The sequence below is a fragment of the Pseudophaeobacter sp. A-200-2 genome, from assembly GCF_041008815.1.
Lineage (GTDB): Bacteria > Pseudomonadota > Alphaproteobacteria > Rhodobacterales > Rhodobacteraceae > Phycobacter > Phycobacter gallaeciensis_A.
This window is the reverse complement of the sequence record NZ_JAXGFU010000019.1, coordinates 17,402-32,165: the sequence shown is the minus strand read 5'-3', so window position 1 is coordinate 32,165 and position 14,764 is coordinate 17,402. Positions and strand designations below refer to the sequence as shown.

The following is a 14,764-nucleotide window of genomic DNA, read 5'->3' as shown; positions in this document are numbered from 1 at the left end:
AAGCGCAGAAGGATGCGGTGGTCGCCCAAAGGGGCTCACCGAGTAGCCGTCACAAGGGCCGCAGTTCTCGATGGTCGGCTGACCGTCGCAAACAGAAAACGCGCCGCATGACCCCCATGTTTTGTCCACTCCCTGTTCGAAAACCTCATCGTTTGATCGGTTGCGGTTCTATGCGTCACGGGCCACGTGCACGACGCTACCCGGGAGTGCCGCGCGGTGCAGGTTTAGATTTGTATCCATGTGTAGCAAGGGACTGACCTGATACAAACAGCTACAATTCTGCCCCTGAAACATGAAACGACTATGATTTAGGAAGGACGCCATGGGACCACCACCTCATATCCTTATCGTGGATGATCACGCTCAGATTCGCGAAAGCGTCGCGCGCTTTCTGGAGAAGAACGGGATGCGGACCACAGTCGCCAAAGACGCCGTGGAAATGGATGCGAAACTCGTGACCGGCCATTTCGACCTGCTCGTGCTCGATGTCATGATGCCTGGAGAGGATGGCCTGTCGGTGTGCCGACGCCTTGCGCCCAAAGGTGATCTTCCGATAATTATGCTTACGGCGCTTGGTGAGGAAACAGATCGTATTGTGGGTCTGGAAATCGGCGCTGATGACTATCTGGCCAAGCCTTTCAATCCGCGAGAACTGCTCGCCCGGATCAAATCGGTTCTCAGAAGAAGCAACCGCGATGAACCCTTGGCCGGAAGTCTGGCTGGACGGAAAGTCAGTTTTGCGCATTGGATCCTGGATACCGACCGACAGGTCCTGATCGACGGCTCCGCCACCGAGACGCCATTGACGACATCCGAGTTCAAATTGCTGGCGGTCCTGCTTGAGAGAGCGAGGATGGTGCTCAGTCGTGACCAGTTGCTTGACCTGACCGCCGGTCGGAGCGCCGGTCCCATGGATCGCACAATTGACAATCAAATCAGCCGTCTTCGCCGCAAGATCGAGCCGGATGTGTTAAGACCAAGCGTCATCAAGACAGTGCGAAATGGTGGGTACTGTCTGGCGGCCGATGTCGAGGATGCGATATGATGCGCCGTGCGTTGGCCTCTCTGAGCGGACAGTTGATCCTGCTTGTGGTCGCCGCGCTTGTCGTGGCCCAGGCAATCAGCCTTTTCCTCTTCGCAGATGAGCGCAGCCTGGCTATCCGGGCGGCTTTGGGTTTTGAAGCCGCCGGTCGAGCGGCGAATGTCGCACGGCTGATCGAGGAGGCGCCGCGGGATTTGCATCAATCGATCCTTCGAGCGGCAAATTCACCTCTTATCCGTTTTGATCTATCGAGTACCCCGAGTGTCGAACACACCGGCCATTCCGACGGCGGCATCGTAGAGGGACGCATACGCGCCCTGATGGATGACAGCTACAGCCGGGATATTCGTGTTGAGTTGCATGAGGTCGAGGGCGAGTTGCGACCCTTGCCCAATCTCTCTGATGAAATGACAGAAATGCATCTCGCAATGATGCGTGGGGAGTTGACAGCGGTTGAAATGAACTTGTCGATCGCGATCGAGGGATCGCGTTGGCTGAATATTGGAACGCGGTTCGAGCGGCCACCAATCCAGTGGCCTTTTTATTCGATGCTGACCTTCGGGATCTCCGCTGGACTGCTTCTGGTGGCCATCATCTGGTTTGTCATGACGCGCCTGACGCGTCCGCTTCGGAATTTGTCCAAAGCCGCCGACCATCTCGGCCGAGGCGAGGATGTGCCGGAGCTGGCAATTGCAGGGCCGACCGAAGTCAGGGACCTGACTGTCGCCTTCAATCGCATGCAAATCCGGCTGACCCGGTTTGTCAGTGATCGGACACGGATGCTCGCAGCCCTCGGGCACGATTTGCGCTCGCCGCTCACCGCCATTCGGGTCCGCGCGGAACTGGTTGACGATGCAGAGACTCGCGAAAGCCTCATTGCATCGGTTGAGGAGATGCAAACCATGGTCGAAGCGACGCTCACCTTTGCTAGAGGCCTGACCGGATCCGAAGAGTCCGAAGTGGTGGATCTACGCGACTTCCTGAAAAGCTTGTGCAGCGATATGTCGGCACACTGCTCGTTTGGCCTGAGCGACGATATTTCCGTGCGGCTTCGACCCAACGCGTTTCGCAGGGCGCTTCGGAACCTGCTGGAAAATGCCGTTCGCTACGGTGGCGGCGCCCAAATCAGCTGGGCGGTCCGAGACGCGAACCTAGTGCTCAACATCGATGACACCGGCCCGGGCATTCCGGACAATGAATTGCAAAAGGTGTTCGATCCCTTCTATCGGCTGGAGCAATCGAGGTCGCTTGAAACGGGTGGCTACGGACTAGGGCTCTCCATCGCGCGGACAATCATCCAATCCCATGGCGGGGATATTGGATTGGTCAACCGGCACGGTGTCGGCTTGCGCGCAGTCGTGACCATTCCGTTGGATGAAAACCAAGAAATGAAAGGAGAAACAGATGAAACCGAAGACGTTTTTTCCAATGTTACTGTCCAGCTTGCCCGCCAGCATGGCGCGAGCTGATGGACCCGACTCCTGGACAGGTCACATGTGGGGCGGAGGCTATGGCTTTATGGGCGGCTTCATGATGCTCGCCTTCTGGAGCGTCGTGATAGCATTGATCGTGTTTCTGGTGCTCAGGCTGCGGGACAATGGCACCCGTCCCCCGGACTCGGACGCGCAGGAAGCGCTCCGGCGCCGCTTTGCGAATGGGGAAATCGACGAAGAAGAGTTCCGTCGCCGCAAAGCAACGCTCGACGAATAGACCCCGCCGCGGACGCCAAAGCCGTCCGACGCGACGCCCACCGACACTGGATAGGAAAGAACGCCATGGTCCCGGAAATTGGTCACTTCGCACTGGCCCTCGCGCTTGCGCTTGCGCTTGTTCAAAGCGTTCTGCCGATTGCAGGTGCGTCGCGTGGAAACGCCGTCTGGATGAAATCCGCCCAGGCGACGGCAATAGGACAAGTGCTGTTTGTGGCCATCGCCTTCGCAGCGCTGATGCAGGCTTTCATCGTCAGCGATTTTACCGTCAGGAACGTCGTCGAGAACTCCCATTCGCTCAAGCCAATGCTCTACAAGGTGGCCGGGACCTGGGGCAGCCATGAGGGTTCGCTGCTGCTCTGGATCCTGATACTCGCGGTGTTCGGCGCGGGCGTCGCCTGGTTCGGATCGAACATCCCCGCCGAGACCAAGGCGCGCACCTTGTCGGTGCAGGCGTGGATCAGCGTCGGCTTCCTGTCCTTCCTGCTGCTGACGTCGAACCCCTTCGAGCGGGTGTTTCCGCCGCCGCTCGACGGCAATGACCTCAACCCGTTGCTTCAGGACATGGGTCTCGCCATGCACCCGCCGCTCTTGTATTTCGGGTATGTCGGCTTCTCCATCGTGTTTTCCTTTGCCGTTGCGGCTCTTCTGGAAGGGCGCGTCGATCCGGCCTGGGCCAGATGGGTCCGCCCGTGGACATTGGCCGCGTGGGTCAGCCTTACGGCAGGTATCGCTCTTGGATCGTGGTGGGCCTATTATGAACTGGGCTGGGGCGGCTGGTGGTTCTGGGACCCGGTCGAGAACGTGAGCTTCATGCCCTGGCTTCTGGGCACGGCGCTGCTGCATTCCGCCATCGTCACCGAAAAGCGCGACGCGTTCAAAAGCTGGACCATCCTACTTGCCATCCTGACTTTCTCGCTTTCGCTGCTCGGGACGTTCATCGTCCGGTCGGGCCTGCTTACATCCGTGCATGCCTTCGCCGTCGATCCAGAGCGCGGGCTTTACATTCTGGGTCTGCTGGCCGTGTCCATCGGTGGGTCGCTGGCGCTCTACGCCTGGCGGGCGCCCGAAATGGAGCCTGGCGGTCTGTTTCGCCCGATCAGCCGCGAAGCCGGGCTGCTGGTGAACAACCTCATTCTTGCCGCCGCTACCGGAACAGTCCTGTTCGGAACACTTTATCCGCTAATCCTGGAGGCTGTCACCGGGGACAAGATCTCGGTGGGTCCACCTTTCTTCAATGCCGCATTTATCCCGATGATGCTGGCTTTGGTGGTGTTCATGGGTCTCGGTCCATTCCTGTCGTGGAAACGGGCCGATATCGCTGGGTTGCTCGATCGCATTCGGTTCGTAGCCGTGCTGGCTGTCATCGCAACTTTGGCCGCGTGGTATCTTCTGAACGGTGGGCCGATCATGGCCTATCTTGCCATCCTCGGCGCTGCGTGGCTGCTTTTGGCGACTTTACGGGAATGGGCGCTACGCATCCGTCTGTTCGAGGTTTCCTTTGCTGAGAGCGCGAGACGGGCGCGCAACCTGCCACGGGCGTCTCACGGCATGACGCTTGCCCATGCCGGCGTTGCCATTTTGATGATGGGGATGATCGGCTCCAGCGCTTGGAAGAGTGAAGAGATCGTCTTTGCTGCTCCAGGGACCGAAGTTGCGATCGCCGGGTTCGACATCACCTTCGAAGGCGCCGCGCAGGTTCAAGGGCCGAACTACATTGCGGATCGCGGCACCCTTGTGGTCCGCAGGGATGACGAATTGGTCACGACACTGTTCCCGGAACGTCGATATTACCCGGTCGCGGAAAGCCAGACGACGGAATCGGCGATCCGGTCCACACTTGCGGGCGATCTCTACACGTCGATTGCAACGCCAGCCTCGGATCAAGTGAACAACGCCGGAGCATGGACCCTGCGGATCCTCTATGAACCGCTCGTCAACCTGATCTGGATTGGCTCGATCCTGCTGGTGATCGGCGGCTGTCTTTCCTTGTCGGATCGCCGCTTGAGGGTCGGGGCGCCGCGCCGCGCCAAACAGCCTGCCAGCGACGCTGTTCCTGCCGAGTAGGAGAGAAGATGAAACGTCTCATCGCCGGGCTGCCGTTTATTGCAGCAGTCATATTCGGGGGGTTTTTCCTCTGGGGGCTCAATCCCGACCGGGATCCGAACGAAATCCCCTCCGTCCTCATCTCGCAACCGGCCCCGGCGTTCGACCTCGATCCCGTGCCGGGGTTGGAGACACCCGGCCTGGCCCGAAGCGATCTTGTCGGCAACGAACGACCGGTCGTGGTCAATGTCTTTGCGTCCTGGTGCGTGCCCTGCCGCGCGGAACATGCCGTGTTGACAAGATTTGTCGAACGAGACGGCATGCGGTTGTTCGGAATAAACTACAAAGACAAACCTGAGGATGCCGTGAAGTGGCTCAATGACCTCGGCAATCCCTACGAGCGGATCGGGTCCGACCTGTCGGGCCGCACCGGGATCGAATGGGGACTCTCGGGCGTGCCGGAGACCTTCATCGTCGATGGCGATGGCACCGTTTTGTTTCGCTATGTCGGGCCAGTTGTGGGTCCGGACGCTGTTGAACGTTTCACTACAGCCCTGACGCAAGCAGGCGCGCTGCCAAACGGAGCAGGATCATGAGACAGCTGATTTTCGCATTGTGCATCGGGGCGCTTCCCTTTGCTGCCAACGCCGTCGAACCGGACGAAATGCTGACTGACCCGCTATTGGAACAACGTGCACGGGAGATCTCCAAGGATCTGCGATGCGTCGTCTGTCAGAATCAGGACATCGACAGCTCCAACGCGGGTGTGGCCCGGGACCTGCGCCTTCTTGTCCGCGAGCGACTGGTCGCAGGAGACACTGACACCCAGGTGATCGAGTACATTCGGGCGCGGTACGGCGATTACGTGCTGCTCAAACCGCCTCTGGAGCCTGCGACCTACGCGCTTTGGTTTGCGCCGATCGCTTTCGTTCTGATCGGGGTTTTCGTTGGTGGCGGGGTACTGATGAGTCGGCGAAAGCAAGAGGCTTTTGAAGATTTGGGCGCGGAGGATGAGAACACCGTGTCCGAGATTCTCAGACAAAACGAAGCGGGGGATGCGTCATGATCTGGGGTATTTTCGGTCTTCTGACGCTGGTCGCGATCGGAATAGTCCTCTACCCGCTGCTGCTGTCCAAATCGAACACTCTCACCAGAGGAGATGCGGTACCGGCCATCCTCGCCGATCAGATGCAGGAAATCGAACGAGACATGGACCGCGGTTTGATTTCTGAACAAGAAGCTCAAGCAGCCAGACTCGAGATCAAGAAACGGATCCTCGCGACGACCCGCAATTTGGAAGCAAAAGCCGGATCGTCCCGTAGTGGTGGCAGAGGCACTCTTGTTGTCGCGGCGGTCCTCGCGCCGGTTATTGCCGCGGGCTACTATCTGACAATGGGATCGCCGGAGGTGCCTTCAATGGCCTTCGCTGCCCGTGCAGAGGAGCGCGCACAGACTGATGAAGTGACGGCGCTGGCAATACAACTTCGCGAAAGGCTTATATCCGATCCGACCGGCGGCCCCAGCGAAGGGTGGATGCTGTTGGGCCAGACCTATCAGCGCATGGGCAGAACAGTTGATGCTGTCGAAGCATTCGAAGTTGTCGCCAAACGGGAGGATGCCACCTCCGCGACATTCTCCATGCTGGCGGAGGCTGTCGCGGTTGCCAATGATGGCGTTGTTATTCCACGGGCGAAATTGGCCATTGATCGCGCTTTGGAACTTGACCCATCCAATCCTGCGGCAACCTATTTCGAGTCTCTCTACCATCTTCAAAAAGAAGAGACGCGTAAGGCCTACGATCTGCTCGTTTCCCGGCTGAACCAGGAAAAGACGTTCGTGCCCTGGATGGAAACATACGTTTTGCAGATCAACCGGATTGCAGCGGCAGCTGACCTCCCGGTCGTCAATCTACCCAGCGGGCCGACATCCCCACCCGGCCCGAGTGCGGCAGATGTCGCGGCGGCGTCGGAGATGAATGACGCGGACCGCGCGGAGTTCATCCGATCGATGGTCTCGCGGCTGGCCGAGCGTCTTGAGGATGAACCGGACGATCTGGATGGTTGGATGCGGCTGGCAAACGCCTATACGGTCCTTGAGGAGCCCGATCGCGCCGTTGAGGCCTACCGCAAGGCTGAAGCGCTGTTGGAGCAGCAGCCCGCCAGTGATCCTCGGCGTGCGGCGGTCCGTGCCGCGCTTGAGCGGCTCGGCGGCTGACTGCTGGTCGGTGTCCCGCCCGGGCAGGTCACTCCTGTCCGGCAACCTTTGCGGAAACATCCCGACCGCTGGCTTGCGCCAAGGCGTCCATCACGTCTTCGGTTGTTAGCAATTCGGACAGCACAATGCCGTTCGGTGCCGATGGTCCGTAGACGGCATTGAAGGGGATGCCGTATCTGCCGAAACTCTCAAGGTAGCGGGAAATGCGCGTGTCCGGGCGTGTCCAATCTGCCTGCATCGCCGTGACTCCAGGCGCTTCAAGCGCGCTCCGGACTGGCTCCCGGTCGATGACAAGTGTCTTGTTCGCTTTGCAAGTCAGGCACCAGTCAGCGGTCACATCGACAAAAACGACCTCTCCTGCGGACACGCGTTTCGCTATGTCCGAACGATCAAATGCGATCCAAGCCATTGCCAACTGCGGCGTCGAACGCGCAGGTGCTGATTGCTGCAAGAGAGGACCTGCGGCAATGGCCAGGACAAGGCTGGCTATGGCAATAGACCACCTGAACTGGGACTGCACATTCGGGAGAGATAGTATCAGAACGGCGAGACCGGACAACGCCGCGACCGCGATGACAGACACAAGCCCGGCGACACCGTCGAGCACCCAGAACAGCCACACGGCGGTTGCAAGCAACAAGACCCCCATGACGCTTTTGATGATCAGCATCCATCGACCAGGCTTAGGCATGAATGCGACCAGACGCGGGAACGCGGCGATGACGAGATAGGGCAGGGCGAGGCCGAACCCGAGGCTCGAAAAGACTATGAGGATGTCCAAGCCACGCCCGGCCAAAGCAAAGGCCACAGCGGTGCCGAGGAACGGTGCCGAACAAGGCGTCGCCATGACGGCACCGAACATGCCAGTGAAAAAGTCGGCGGAATACCCGTTGCGTCCACCGGCCCCTGCAAGCCGCGTTTGAATGCCGTGTGGAAGGGCGAACTCGAACGCTCCGAACAGATTTGCCGAAAAGACGAGCAGGACAGCGATCATCACCGCAAGAAACAGCGGGCTTTGAAACTGCAGACCCCACCCGACGCTGAGGCCTGCCGTCTGGAGCGCCCAGAGGACGAGCGCCAGACCCCACATGAACGTCATGATGCCGGCGCTGGCAGCGACGAAACCGAACCGGACACGGGTTGTGTCGTGATCGGTGTGTTTGAGCACAGACGACACCTTGATGGACAGCACCGGCAGCACGCAGGGCATCACATTCAGGATCAATCCGCCCAGCAGCGCGATCGCGGCAATCCAGATCAGTTCCATCATGTCCGGTGTCGTGGCGGCCAGCTCAAAGGGTGGTGCTATTCCTTGCGCCACGCGATCCGCGATGATCGTGAAGGCCCGGTTCTCGCCGTCGGTGACGGTAATCGACGGAGCCACTGTCACATCCGTATTCGACGAGAGGATCGGCAAGCGCGCCCAAAGCAAACGATCCTCTTCTCCCAAACGGATATCGGGTTTGCCAAGCGCAACACCCATACCCAGTTCGGGAAACACATCCGGCGACTGGAGTGGTTCATCGACGCGAAGGCTGACGATCAACTCCGTGAGGTCTTCGTCGATGAAGGCATTTGCCTCGCTGACGCCGCTCGTCTTGGCCCCTTCGGGGACGCGCTCGGAAAACGTACCGATCAGCCCAGCCGAAGTGCTGTCGATGACGTTGCCCCGTCCGAGGCGAAGTGACAGGTCAAACTCTTCCGGGACACAGACATTGGAGCACACCAGCAGTTTGACCTGCGCGGAAAGAGTCACAGGTGCGCCGGGATCTTCGAGCGTTATGCGCAGCGGAAAGACGACTTCACCCGCATAACCAAAATTTTCGATGCCGAAGGCGGTGAAGCGCGTCGGGGCGGGCCACATGAATTCGACATCTGCGACGTTTTCGGAACCGCTCCATTCGACCGAAGGCGGTATTCCCACCTCGCCCGCCGACCGCCAATAGGTCTTCCAGTTTTCGTTCAGTTGAAGGTGAAGCCCGGCTGACAGAGTCTGTGTGTTCTCGGGAACGCCGTCCTGTACACTAATGAGATGCGCGGTGAGTGGCGCGCTCTGGTATTCAGCAGAGGTTGCTGCCGCGACACTTCCAGAGACAAGGGCCAGGAGCACGAAGGGAATAAGCAAAACCCGTCGCAGGATCAAAAGGCAATCGATCAAGATACCTGCTTCCTTCCCTTATTTTTACCGCAGATTTCGCCAAGACGGCGGAGGTCGCCTCAACGGAAACCTACGGCAAAACCCTGACGACCATCCGCGCAGTCAACTCGCGCGACGCCAGTCGCAGAAGTTGAAAGATACCGACACCCATCCGGCAGAAGGTCTGACGCTTGCTTCGTGGACACGATAGCGCCGCGATCCGGGCAGTCTTCTAGACTTCCTGCACATCCCCCAAGCAAGAAACCCGACAACAGCAACGCGCCTACGCGTACCTTCCCGCGTACATCACGGCCTGTCGCGGACCACGACTGGAATCGCGGAGGTCATGGGCTCGGTCGTTTCCTCGATAGTATCCTTTGCCTTGTCGGAATGGCACGATTTCCCCATGAATTTGTGCATCGCAAGATGCGCCCCCACGCACAGCAGGAGCGGGGCGAAAGCCGCTGCATTGCCCCACATGCCCGCCAATGTGCCGCCGGCAAGAAAAAATCCCGCAACGGGCAGCAGCATGACGGCGCAACACGCCATCATTCCGTAATGCATGAGCCTGTCCGTGATCGGCTTTTTTCTGTGGTTCTGGTGGTCCATGACACCCTCTTTGTCTCGTTTCCCGCGTCATTTGCGGCCCTCCAGCAGGGTAAGGTCAAGGATACAAATGGATACACTTCTCGCGGCCTTGTCAGGTTGCCAGATGCCGGGTCTCGCGTAAAAGACGTGTGACAAAACCGAGGCTGGGAGTGTGTCATGACGTCTTTGCCGAATAACAAGATTAACCGACGACGCCTATTTGGTTTGGCGGCGGTTGCTTTGGCTGCCCCAAGCGTGGTTCGGGCCGAAGTCATTCGCCGCAATATCTCTTCTTTCCGAGTTCACGAGTGGCAAGACCATTTCGACGCACTCGGAAAGGGGATCATCATCTCCGATACCGTGACGAAGTCGCTCCAGCATTGGACATCAGATGGCGAGATGCGGATCTACCCAACTTCCGTTCCGCTGACCGACGAACTCACCAAACGCGGTTACACCGAAGTGGTGGAAAAACGCAAAAACCCCAGTTGGGCGCCAACGCCCTCCATGCGGGAACGCAATCCGGAATGGCCGGCTCGTGTCGAGGGGGGTGATCCGGACAACCCCTTGGGCACTCGTGCACTGTACCTGTCGTGGCAGTACTACCGTATTCACGGGACACAGGATACGCGCAAGATCGGCCGTCGGTCGTCAAACGGCTGCATCGGTTTGTTCAACAAACAAATCGAGGAGGTCTATGAGCGCATGCCTGTCGGCACTCAGGTCAAACTCATCTGACACAACGGGCAAGACGGAAGACACAAGCATGGATAAATTGACCGCACTTATCGCAGCCGTAGTTATAGCTGGCGGGGGAGTTGCAACTTGGCAGTTCATTTCTGCGGAAGATACAGCGATGGGTCATTCCATGACGCCTCCTGACACGAGTAAGATAGAAGCAGGCGACCCAATCGTTCAGGTCCAACTGCCGGCAGAATTCTCGGAGCAAGCCACGATTGGGAAAACCATATTCGAGGCTAAGTGTTCCGAGTGCCATGGAGCAAACGCAGCGGGACAAAACGGGATTGCCCCGCCTCTTGTGCACAAGATTTACGAGCCAAGCCACCATTCAGACATGGCCTTTGTTCTGGCCGCTCAAAATGGCGTGCGTGCGCATCACTGGAAATTCGGTAATATGCCAAGGATCGAAGGACTGACACAAGGAGACGTCAAGATGGTTGCCGCCTATGTCCGCGAACTACAGCGGGCCAACGGGATTGACTGATGCGTTGGTCGAAGACAAACCGATGGATTCTGTCGATCGTTTTCGGCCTTTTCCAAGTGGTTCTCGGAGTGCCTGAGGCGCCAGCGTTTCATGGTGAAGCGTCCTTGGCGCAAGAATTTCACGCTCACGAAGATGTAGGGTCATCGACGAACGAGGCCTCTGGCCACTGTCATCCGGGACTCGATTGTTCTGTCACGGCTGTGGTGTTTCTCCAGCCAAACGTGGTTTACGAGCCTCAGTTGCTGACGGCTGTCATGCAAGACGCCGCGACCCAACTAACAGAGTTGCGCTCCACCAGCGATCCTCCACCGCCACGACGGTGGGTCTGATTTCACATCGCTCGAAAAGCAGACCCAAAGAAGGATCCAAGACATGAAGAAGACAACTATCACAGCGGCAGTGTTGATTGCAGGAACCGCGGTTGCGGCATTTGCGCATAGCGGTGCCACGGGCATCGTAAAGGAACGCATGGATGCCATGGCCGCCATGGGAAAGGCAGTCAAAACCGTAGCCCCGATGATGCGGGGTGAAACGGCCTATGACGCAGAAACAGTGGGCGATGCAGCGCGCCTGTTCCAGCAGCACGCCGGCGAGAGCATGACAAAGCTGTTCCCGGAGGGCACGGGGGGCATGCCCTCGGAAGCCAAAGACGAGGTGTGGACCGATTGGGACCGCTTCGCAGCATTGGCAAGTCAGCTGGAGGAATACTCTGAGGGCCTGGAACGCGCAGCCGACAATGGGTTAGGCGGCATGGGTGGCAATACCTCCACGGATGGCGCCTCGATGATGGGCGGCGGATCCATGATGGGAAGCGATACAACCATGATGGGCGGGAGCGCGATGATGGGCAGAGGCGGCATGATGGATGCCGCCGCCATTTCCGAAATGCCCGCCGACGCGGCATTCGCGATGACGACCCAGGTCTGTTCCGCATGCCATGAACGCTTCCGGGCGGAAGAAGACTAACCATGCGCCGGTTTTTGACACTCGTCAGCGGGGTCGCCGTGCTTGGCACGGCCGGCCTCGGCGCTGTTATTGCATGGCCTGTCGGCAGTGCAGTGACTCCGATTGCAACAGAGGGCAATGTCGACCGGGGCGCATATTTGGCGCGCGCCAGTGGGTGCATTGCCTGTCATACCAATTTTGAAGCGGGCGGCGCACCACTTGCCGGAGGGGCGCCGCTCGAAACCCCGTTCGGAACGTTCTATCCGCCCAACCTGACGACCGACCCCAAACATGGCATGGGCGAATGGACGGCAGAACAGTTCGCAAAAGCCGTGCGGCAGGGGATCGGCCCCGATGGAACGCCCTACTATCCATCTTTCCCATATACGTTCTATGCGGATTTTTCTGACCAGGATATCGCTGACCTCTGGGCGGCGTTTCAAACCGTGCCGCCCGTGGACGAACCTGCACCAGAAAACGATGTCAGCTTCCCATTCGATCAACGATGGGGGCTGAAGCTCTGGCGAGCGGCGTTCTTCTACGATCCGGATACCGAACCGGTTGAAGGGCGAAGCGGCGCATGGAACCGCGGACGGGAATTGGTGCGCGGTGCGGCACATTGCGGAGCCTGCCATACGCCGCGCAATCTTGCAGGAGGTCGCGATATCGGTGCTTCCTTTGCAGGCAACGCCCAGCTTCCCGGTGGCAGCAAGGCACCCGCGATACGGCCAAAAGACCTGGCCAAAAACGACTGGACGGTTTCAAACCTCGCTTATGCGCTCCAGACCGGCATCACCCCTTCGGGCGATGCTTTCGGCGGCAGCATGGCGGAAGTGGTTCGCGAGGGAACTCGGTTTCTGACACCTGCCGATCGCGAAGCGATGGCGCTTTTCCTGCTGAACAAGGACACGGTCGAGGCGGAGAACCCCGCTTCGAACTAACATCACGCGGGGGCAACAAGCCCTCGCTTTATCGAGGATCGAAATGAAACAAACACGTCGGGATTTCTTGCGCCATGCGACACTGGCGGCCTGCGCGGCGGCCATCCCGCGGTCGGCTTATGCCGCAACCCCGTTCGAGGACGTGGTTGCCAAGGTTGCGCGTCAACAGCTTCTTCCGGACACCTACCCGGGAACAGAGATCTGGGGCTATGACGGCCTCGTTCCGGCTCCGGAAATTCGGGTCGCTCAAGGCGATCGGGTGCGCCGCAGGTTCCGCAACGAGGTTCCTGACCCCAGTTCGGTTCACTGGCACGGAATCCGGATCGACAACGCGATGGATGGCGTTTCAGGGCTGACCCAGGAGCCCGTGGCACCGGGTGAAACCTTTGACTACGACTTCGTCGTACCAGACGCGGGCACCTATTGGTATCACGCGCATAATCGCTCATACGAGCAAGTCGCGCGTGGTTTGCGCGGTGCCTTGATCGTCGAAGAGGCCGATGGGCCGGACATCGACCGCGAGGAAGTCATCGTTCTGGAGGACTGGTTGCTCGACCCTGAGAGCGGGCAGCTGTTCGACAATTTCGAACAGCCTATGATGATGAGCCATAGTGGACGTACCGGCAACTTCATCACGACCAATGGGCGCTATGACCTGACCTTGCCCGCGAAGCGTAACGAACGCATTCGCTTGCGCATCATCAACGCAGCTAGCGCGCGGATTTTCCCGCTGAGGCTATCGGGGGTGAGTGGCTGGACGATGGCCCTGGATGGGATGCCTATCGGCCAACCCCAGCCGGTTGACGGTGAATTGATCCTCGGTCCCGCACAGCGCGTGGACCTGATCGTCGATGTGACCGCAGACGAAGGCGGAACCGCAGAGGTGCTGCGCATCGGCGATGATGATCAACTGACCCCGCTGGTGACTTTTTCCGTCGATGGCACAACCAGTTCAGTACCGAGAGACAAGCCGCTGCCGCTGCCGCCGAATCCCGCGGCACACGCGCCGGACCTTGCCGAAGCGCGTGATTTGCGACTGGTCATGTCCGGTGGAGCAATGGGGCGGATGCAGTCTGCCATGCTCGGAGGGGAACGCCTTGGGTTTCGTCAGCTTGCCCAGGCGGGCAAGTTCTGGGCCCTGAATGATGTCGCCGAAATGACCGACACGCCATTGGCCGATCTATCCCTGAACGAGCCGGTGCGCTTGAAGATCGAGAACCAGACCGTGTTCCCACATGCGATGCACCTGCACGGAATGCATTTCCGCGAGCTGCGCCCCGACGGCGCGTTCGGACCGATGCGCGACACGATCCTGTTGGCTGGCAACGAGTCCCGCGAGATCGCCTTTACGGCGGACAATCCCGGCAAGTGGCTGTTCCATTGCCACATGCTCAGCCACGCCGCGTCCGGCATGACAACCTGGATGCGGGTCACATGAGGTATCTCGTTTGGTCCGTTCCGATCACTGTTGTCGCAGCCGCTTTCACCTATTGGCTCTCGACCAGTGCATCCTCGGATGTCGGCAGCGCGTCCAAGGCGGAGAGCTCCGACATCCAAGAAGGCGCGTTGCTCTACGCAGACAACTGCGCGTCTTGTCATGGCGCAAATCTGGAAGGCCAGCCGGAATGGCGAACGCCCGGCGCGGATGGGCGCCTGCCAGCACCACCGCATGATGAGACGGGTCACACCTGGCATCATCCTGACAGCCTGCTCTTCGATTACACAAAACTGGGGGGTGCGGCGCTTCTGGCGCGTCAGGGTGTCGAATACGACAGCGGAATGCCGGGTTTCGCAGACGTGCTGACCGACCAGCAAATTCACAACATCCTGGCCTTCATCCGGTCCACCTGGCCAGACCGCGTTCGCGAAGTCCAGGCCGCGCGGACAGAAGCCGACGAACAACGGGGAGATAATTAA

The 14,764-nt window shown here is 59.3% G+C and carries 15 protein-coding genes; 13 read left to right on the top strand and 2 right to left on the bottom strand.

Going from position 1 to position 14,764, the window contains the following annotated elements; all coding sequences use genetic code 11:
- Positions 1-322 precede the first annotated feature (322 nt).
- From SM766_RS20535 to ccmI, 7 genes are all read left to right on the top strand, one after another.
- A complete protein-coding gene (locus SM766_RS20535) occupies positions 323-1,045 on the top strand; it encodes a response regulator (protein WP_046212146.1) in 723 nt (240 codons plus the stop codon).
- Positions 1,045-2,511 (top strand): ATP-binding protein, encoded by a 1,467-nt coding sequence (locus tag SM766_RS20530; RefSeq protein WP_102884554.1) that lies wholly within the window; start codon positions 1,045-1,047, stop codon positions 2,509-2,511. The genes SM766_RS20535 and SM766_RS20530 overlap by 1 nt, the downstream gene beginning before the upstream one ends.
- Positions 2,447-2,752, top strand: coding sequence for an SHOCT domain-containing protein (locus tag SM766_RS20525; protein ID WP_223229242.1), 306 nt, complete (start codon positions 2,447-2,449; stop codon positions 2,750-2,752). The genes SM766_RS20530 and SM766_RS20525 overlap by 65 nt, the downstream gene beginning before the upstream one ends.
- Before the next feature lie 65 nt (positions 2,753-2,817).
- A complete protein-coding gene (locus SM766_RS20520; RefSeq protein ID WP_046212145.1) occupies positions 2,818-4,818 on the top strand; it encodes a heme lyase CcmF/NrfE family subunit in 2,001 nt (666 codons plus the stop codon).
- Between the two features lie 8 nt (positions 4,819-4,826).
- Positions 4,827-5,393, top strand: a complete 567-nt coding sequence (locus tag SM766_RS20515) for a DsbE family thiol:disulfide interchange protein (RefSeq protein ID WP_046212144.1) — start codon at positions 4,827-4,829, stop codon at positions 5,391-5,393.
- Positions 5,390-5,863 (top strand): cytochrome c-type biogenesis protein, encoded by a 474-nt coding sequence (locus SM766_RS20510; RefSeq protein WP_058239070.1) that lies wholly within the window; start codon positions 5,390-5,392, stop codon positions 5,861-5,863. Before SM766_RS20515 ends, SM766_RS20510 begins: the two co-directional genes overlap by 4 nt.
- The gene (gene ccmI, locus SM766_RS20505; protein ID WP_050686135.1) at positions 5,860-7,011 is read left to right on the top strand and encodes a c-type cytochrome biogenesis protein CcmI; all 1,152 of its coding nucleotides are present in this window, start codon (positions 5,860-5,862) and stop codon (positions 7,009-7,011) included. Before SM766_RS20510 ends, ccmI begins: the two co-directional genes overlap by 4 nt.
- Before the next feature lie 28 nt (positions 7,012-7,039).
- On the opposite strand, the gene SM766_RS20500 is transcribed toward ccmI, so the two are convergent.
- Both SM766_RS20500 and SM766_RS20495 read right to left on the bottom strand, forming a co-directional pair.
- A complete protein-coding gene (locus tag SM766_RS20500) occupies positions 7,040-9,169 on the bottom strand; it encodes a protein-disulfide reductase DsbD family protein (RefSeq protein ID WP_046212141.1) in 2,130 nt (709 codons plus the stop codon).
- Positions 9,170-9,454: 285 nt separating this feature from the next.
- The gene (locus SM766_RS20495; RefSeq protein WP_046212140.1) at positions 9,455-9,757 is read right to left on the bottom strand and encodes a DUF2933 domain-containing protein; all 303 of its coding nucleotides are present in this window, start codon (positions 9,755-9,757) and stop codon (positions 9,455-9,457) included.
- 156 nt (positions 9,758-9,913) lie between these two features.
- Between SM766_RS20495 and SM766_RS20490 the strand changes: the two genes are divergently transcribed.
- The 6 genes from SM766_RS20490 (at position 9,914) to SM766_RS20465 (ending at position 14,764) form a co-directional block, all read left to right on the top strand.
- Positions 9,914-10,474, top strand: coding sequence for a L,D-transpeptidase (locus tag SM766_RS20490; RefSeq protein ID WP_368948919.1), 561 nt, complete (start codon positions 9,914-9,916; stop codon positions 10,472-10,474).
- A 28-nt stretch (positions 10,475-10,502) separates the two neighbouring features.
- Positions 10,503-10,961, top strand: a complete 459-nt coding sequence (locus tag SM766_RS20485; RefSeq protein WP_058123698.1) for a c-type cytochrome — start codon at positions 10,503-10,505, stop codon at positions 10,959-10,961.
- Between the two features lie 372 nt (positions 10,962-11,333).
- Positions 11,334-11,927, top strand: a complete 594-nt coding sequence (locus SM766_RS20480; RefSeq protein ID WP_058123696.1) for a c-type cytochrome — start codon at positions 11,334-11,336, stop codon at positions 11,925-11,927.
- A gap of 2 nt (positions 11,928-11,929) precedes the next feature.
- Positions 11,930-12,847 carry a c-type cytochrome gene (locus SM766_RS20475; protein ID WP_058123695.1) on the top strand — a complete coding sequence of 306 codons (918 nt, stop codon included), beginning with the start codon at positions 11,930-11,932 and terminating at the stop codon, positions 12,845-12,847.
- A gap of 43 nt (positions 12,848-12,890) precedes the next feature.
- Positions 12,891-14,285 carry a multicopper oxidase family protein gene (locus SM766_RS20470; RefSeq protein WP_058123694.1) on the top strand — a complete coding sequence of 465 codons (1,395 nt, stop codon included), beginning with the start codon at positions 12,891-12,893 and terminating at the stop codon, positions 14,283-14,285.
- On the top strand, positions 14,282-14,764 hold the full coding sequence (locus SM766_RS20465; protein ID WP_058123693.1) for a c-type cytochrome: 483 nt from the start codon (positions 14,282-14,284) through the stop codon (positions 14,762-14,764). Before SM766_RS20470 ends, SM766_RS20465 begins: the two co-directional genes overlap by 4 nt.

Coding starts and splice junctions, on each gene's coding strand:
- SM766_RS20535 (WP_046212146.1), top strand. CDS start 323: ATGGGACCACCACCTCATATCCTTATCGTGGATGATCACGCTCAGATT.
- SM766_RS20530 (WP_102884554.1), top strand. CDS start 1,045: ATGCGCCGTGCGTTGGCCTCTCTGAGCGGACAGTTGATCCTGCTTGTG.
- SM766_RS20525 (WP_223229242.1), top strand. CDS start 2,447: ATGAAACCGAAGACGTTTTTTCCAATGTTACTGTCCAGCTTGCCCGCC.
- SM766_RS20520 (WP_046212145.1), top strand. CDS start 2,818: ATGGTCCCGGAAATTGGTCACTTCGCACTGGCCCTCGCGCTTGCGCTT.
- SM766_RS20515 (WP_046212144.1), top strand. CDS start 4,827: ATGAAACGTCTCATCGCCGGGCTGCCGTTTATTGCAGCAGTCATATTC.
- SM766_RS20510 (WP_058239070.1), top strand. CDS start 5,390: ATGAGACAGCTGATTTTCGCATTGTGCATCGGGGCGCTTCCCTTTGCT.
- ccmI (WP_050686135.1), top strand. CDS start 5,860: ATGATCTGGGGTATTTTCGGTCTTCTGACGCTGGTCGCGATCGGAATA.
- SM766_RS20495 (WP_046212140.1), bottom strand. CDS start 9,757: ATGGACCACCAGAACCACAGAAAAAAGCCGATCACGGACAGGCTCATG.
- SM766_RS20490 (WP_368948919.1), top strand. CDS start 9,914: ATGACGTCTTTGCCGAATAACAAGATTAACCGACGACGCCTATTTGGT.
- SM766_RS20485 (WP_058123698.1), top strand. CDS start 10,503: ATGGATAAATTGACCGCACTTATCGCAGCCGTAGTTATAGCTGGCGGG.
- SM766_RS20480 (WP_058123696.1), top strand. CDS start 11,334: ATGAAGAAGACAACTATCACAGCGGCAGTGTTGATTGCAGGAACCGCG.
- SM766_RS20475 (WP_058123695.1), top strand. CDS start 11,930: ATGCGCCGGTTTTTGACACTCGTCAGCGGGGTCGCCGTGCTTGGCACG.
- SM766_RS20470 (WP_058123694.1), top strand. CDS start 12,891: ATGAAACAAACACGTCGGGATTTCTTGCGCCATGCGACACTGGCGGCC.
- SM766_RS20465 (WP_058123693.1), top strand. CDS start 14,282: ATGAGGTATCTCGTTTGGTCCGTTCCGATCACTGTTGTCGCAGCCGCT.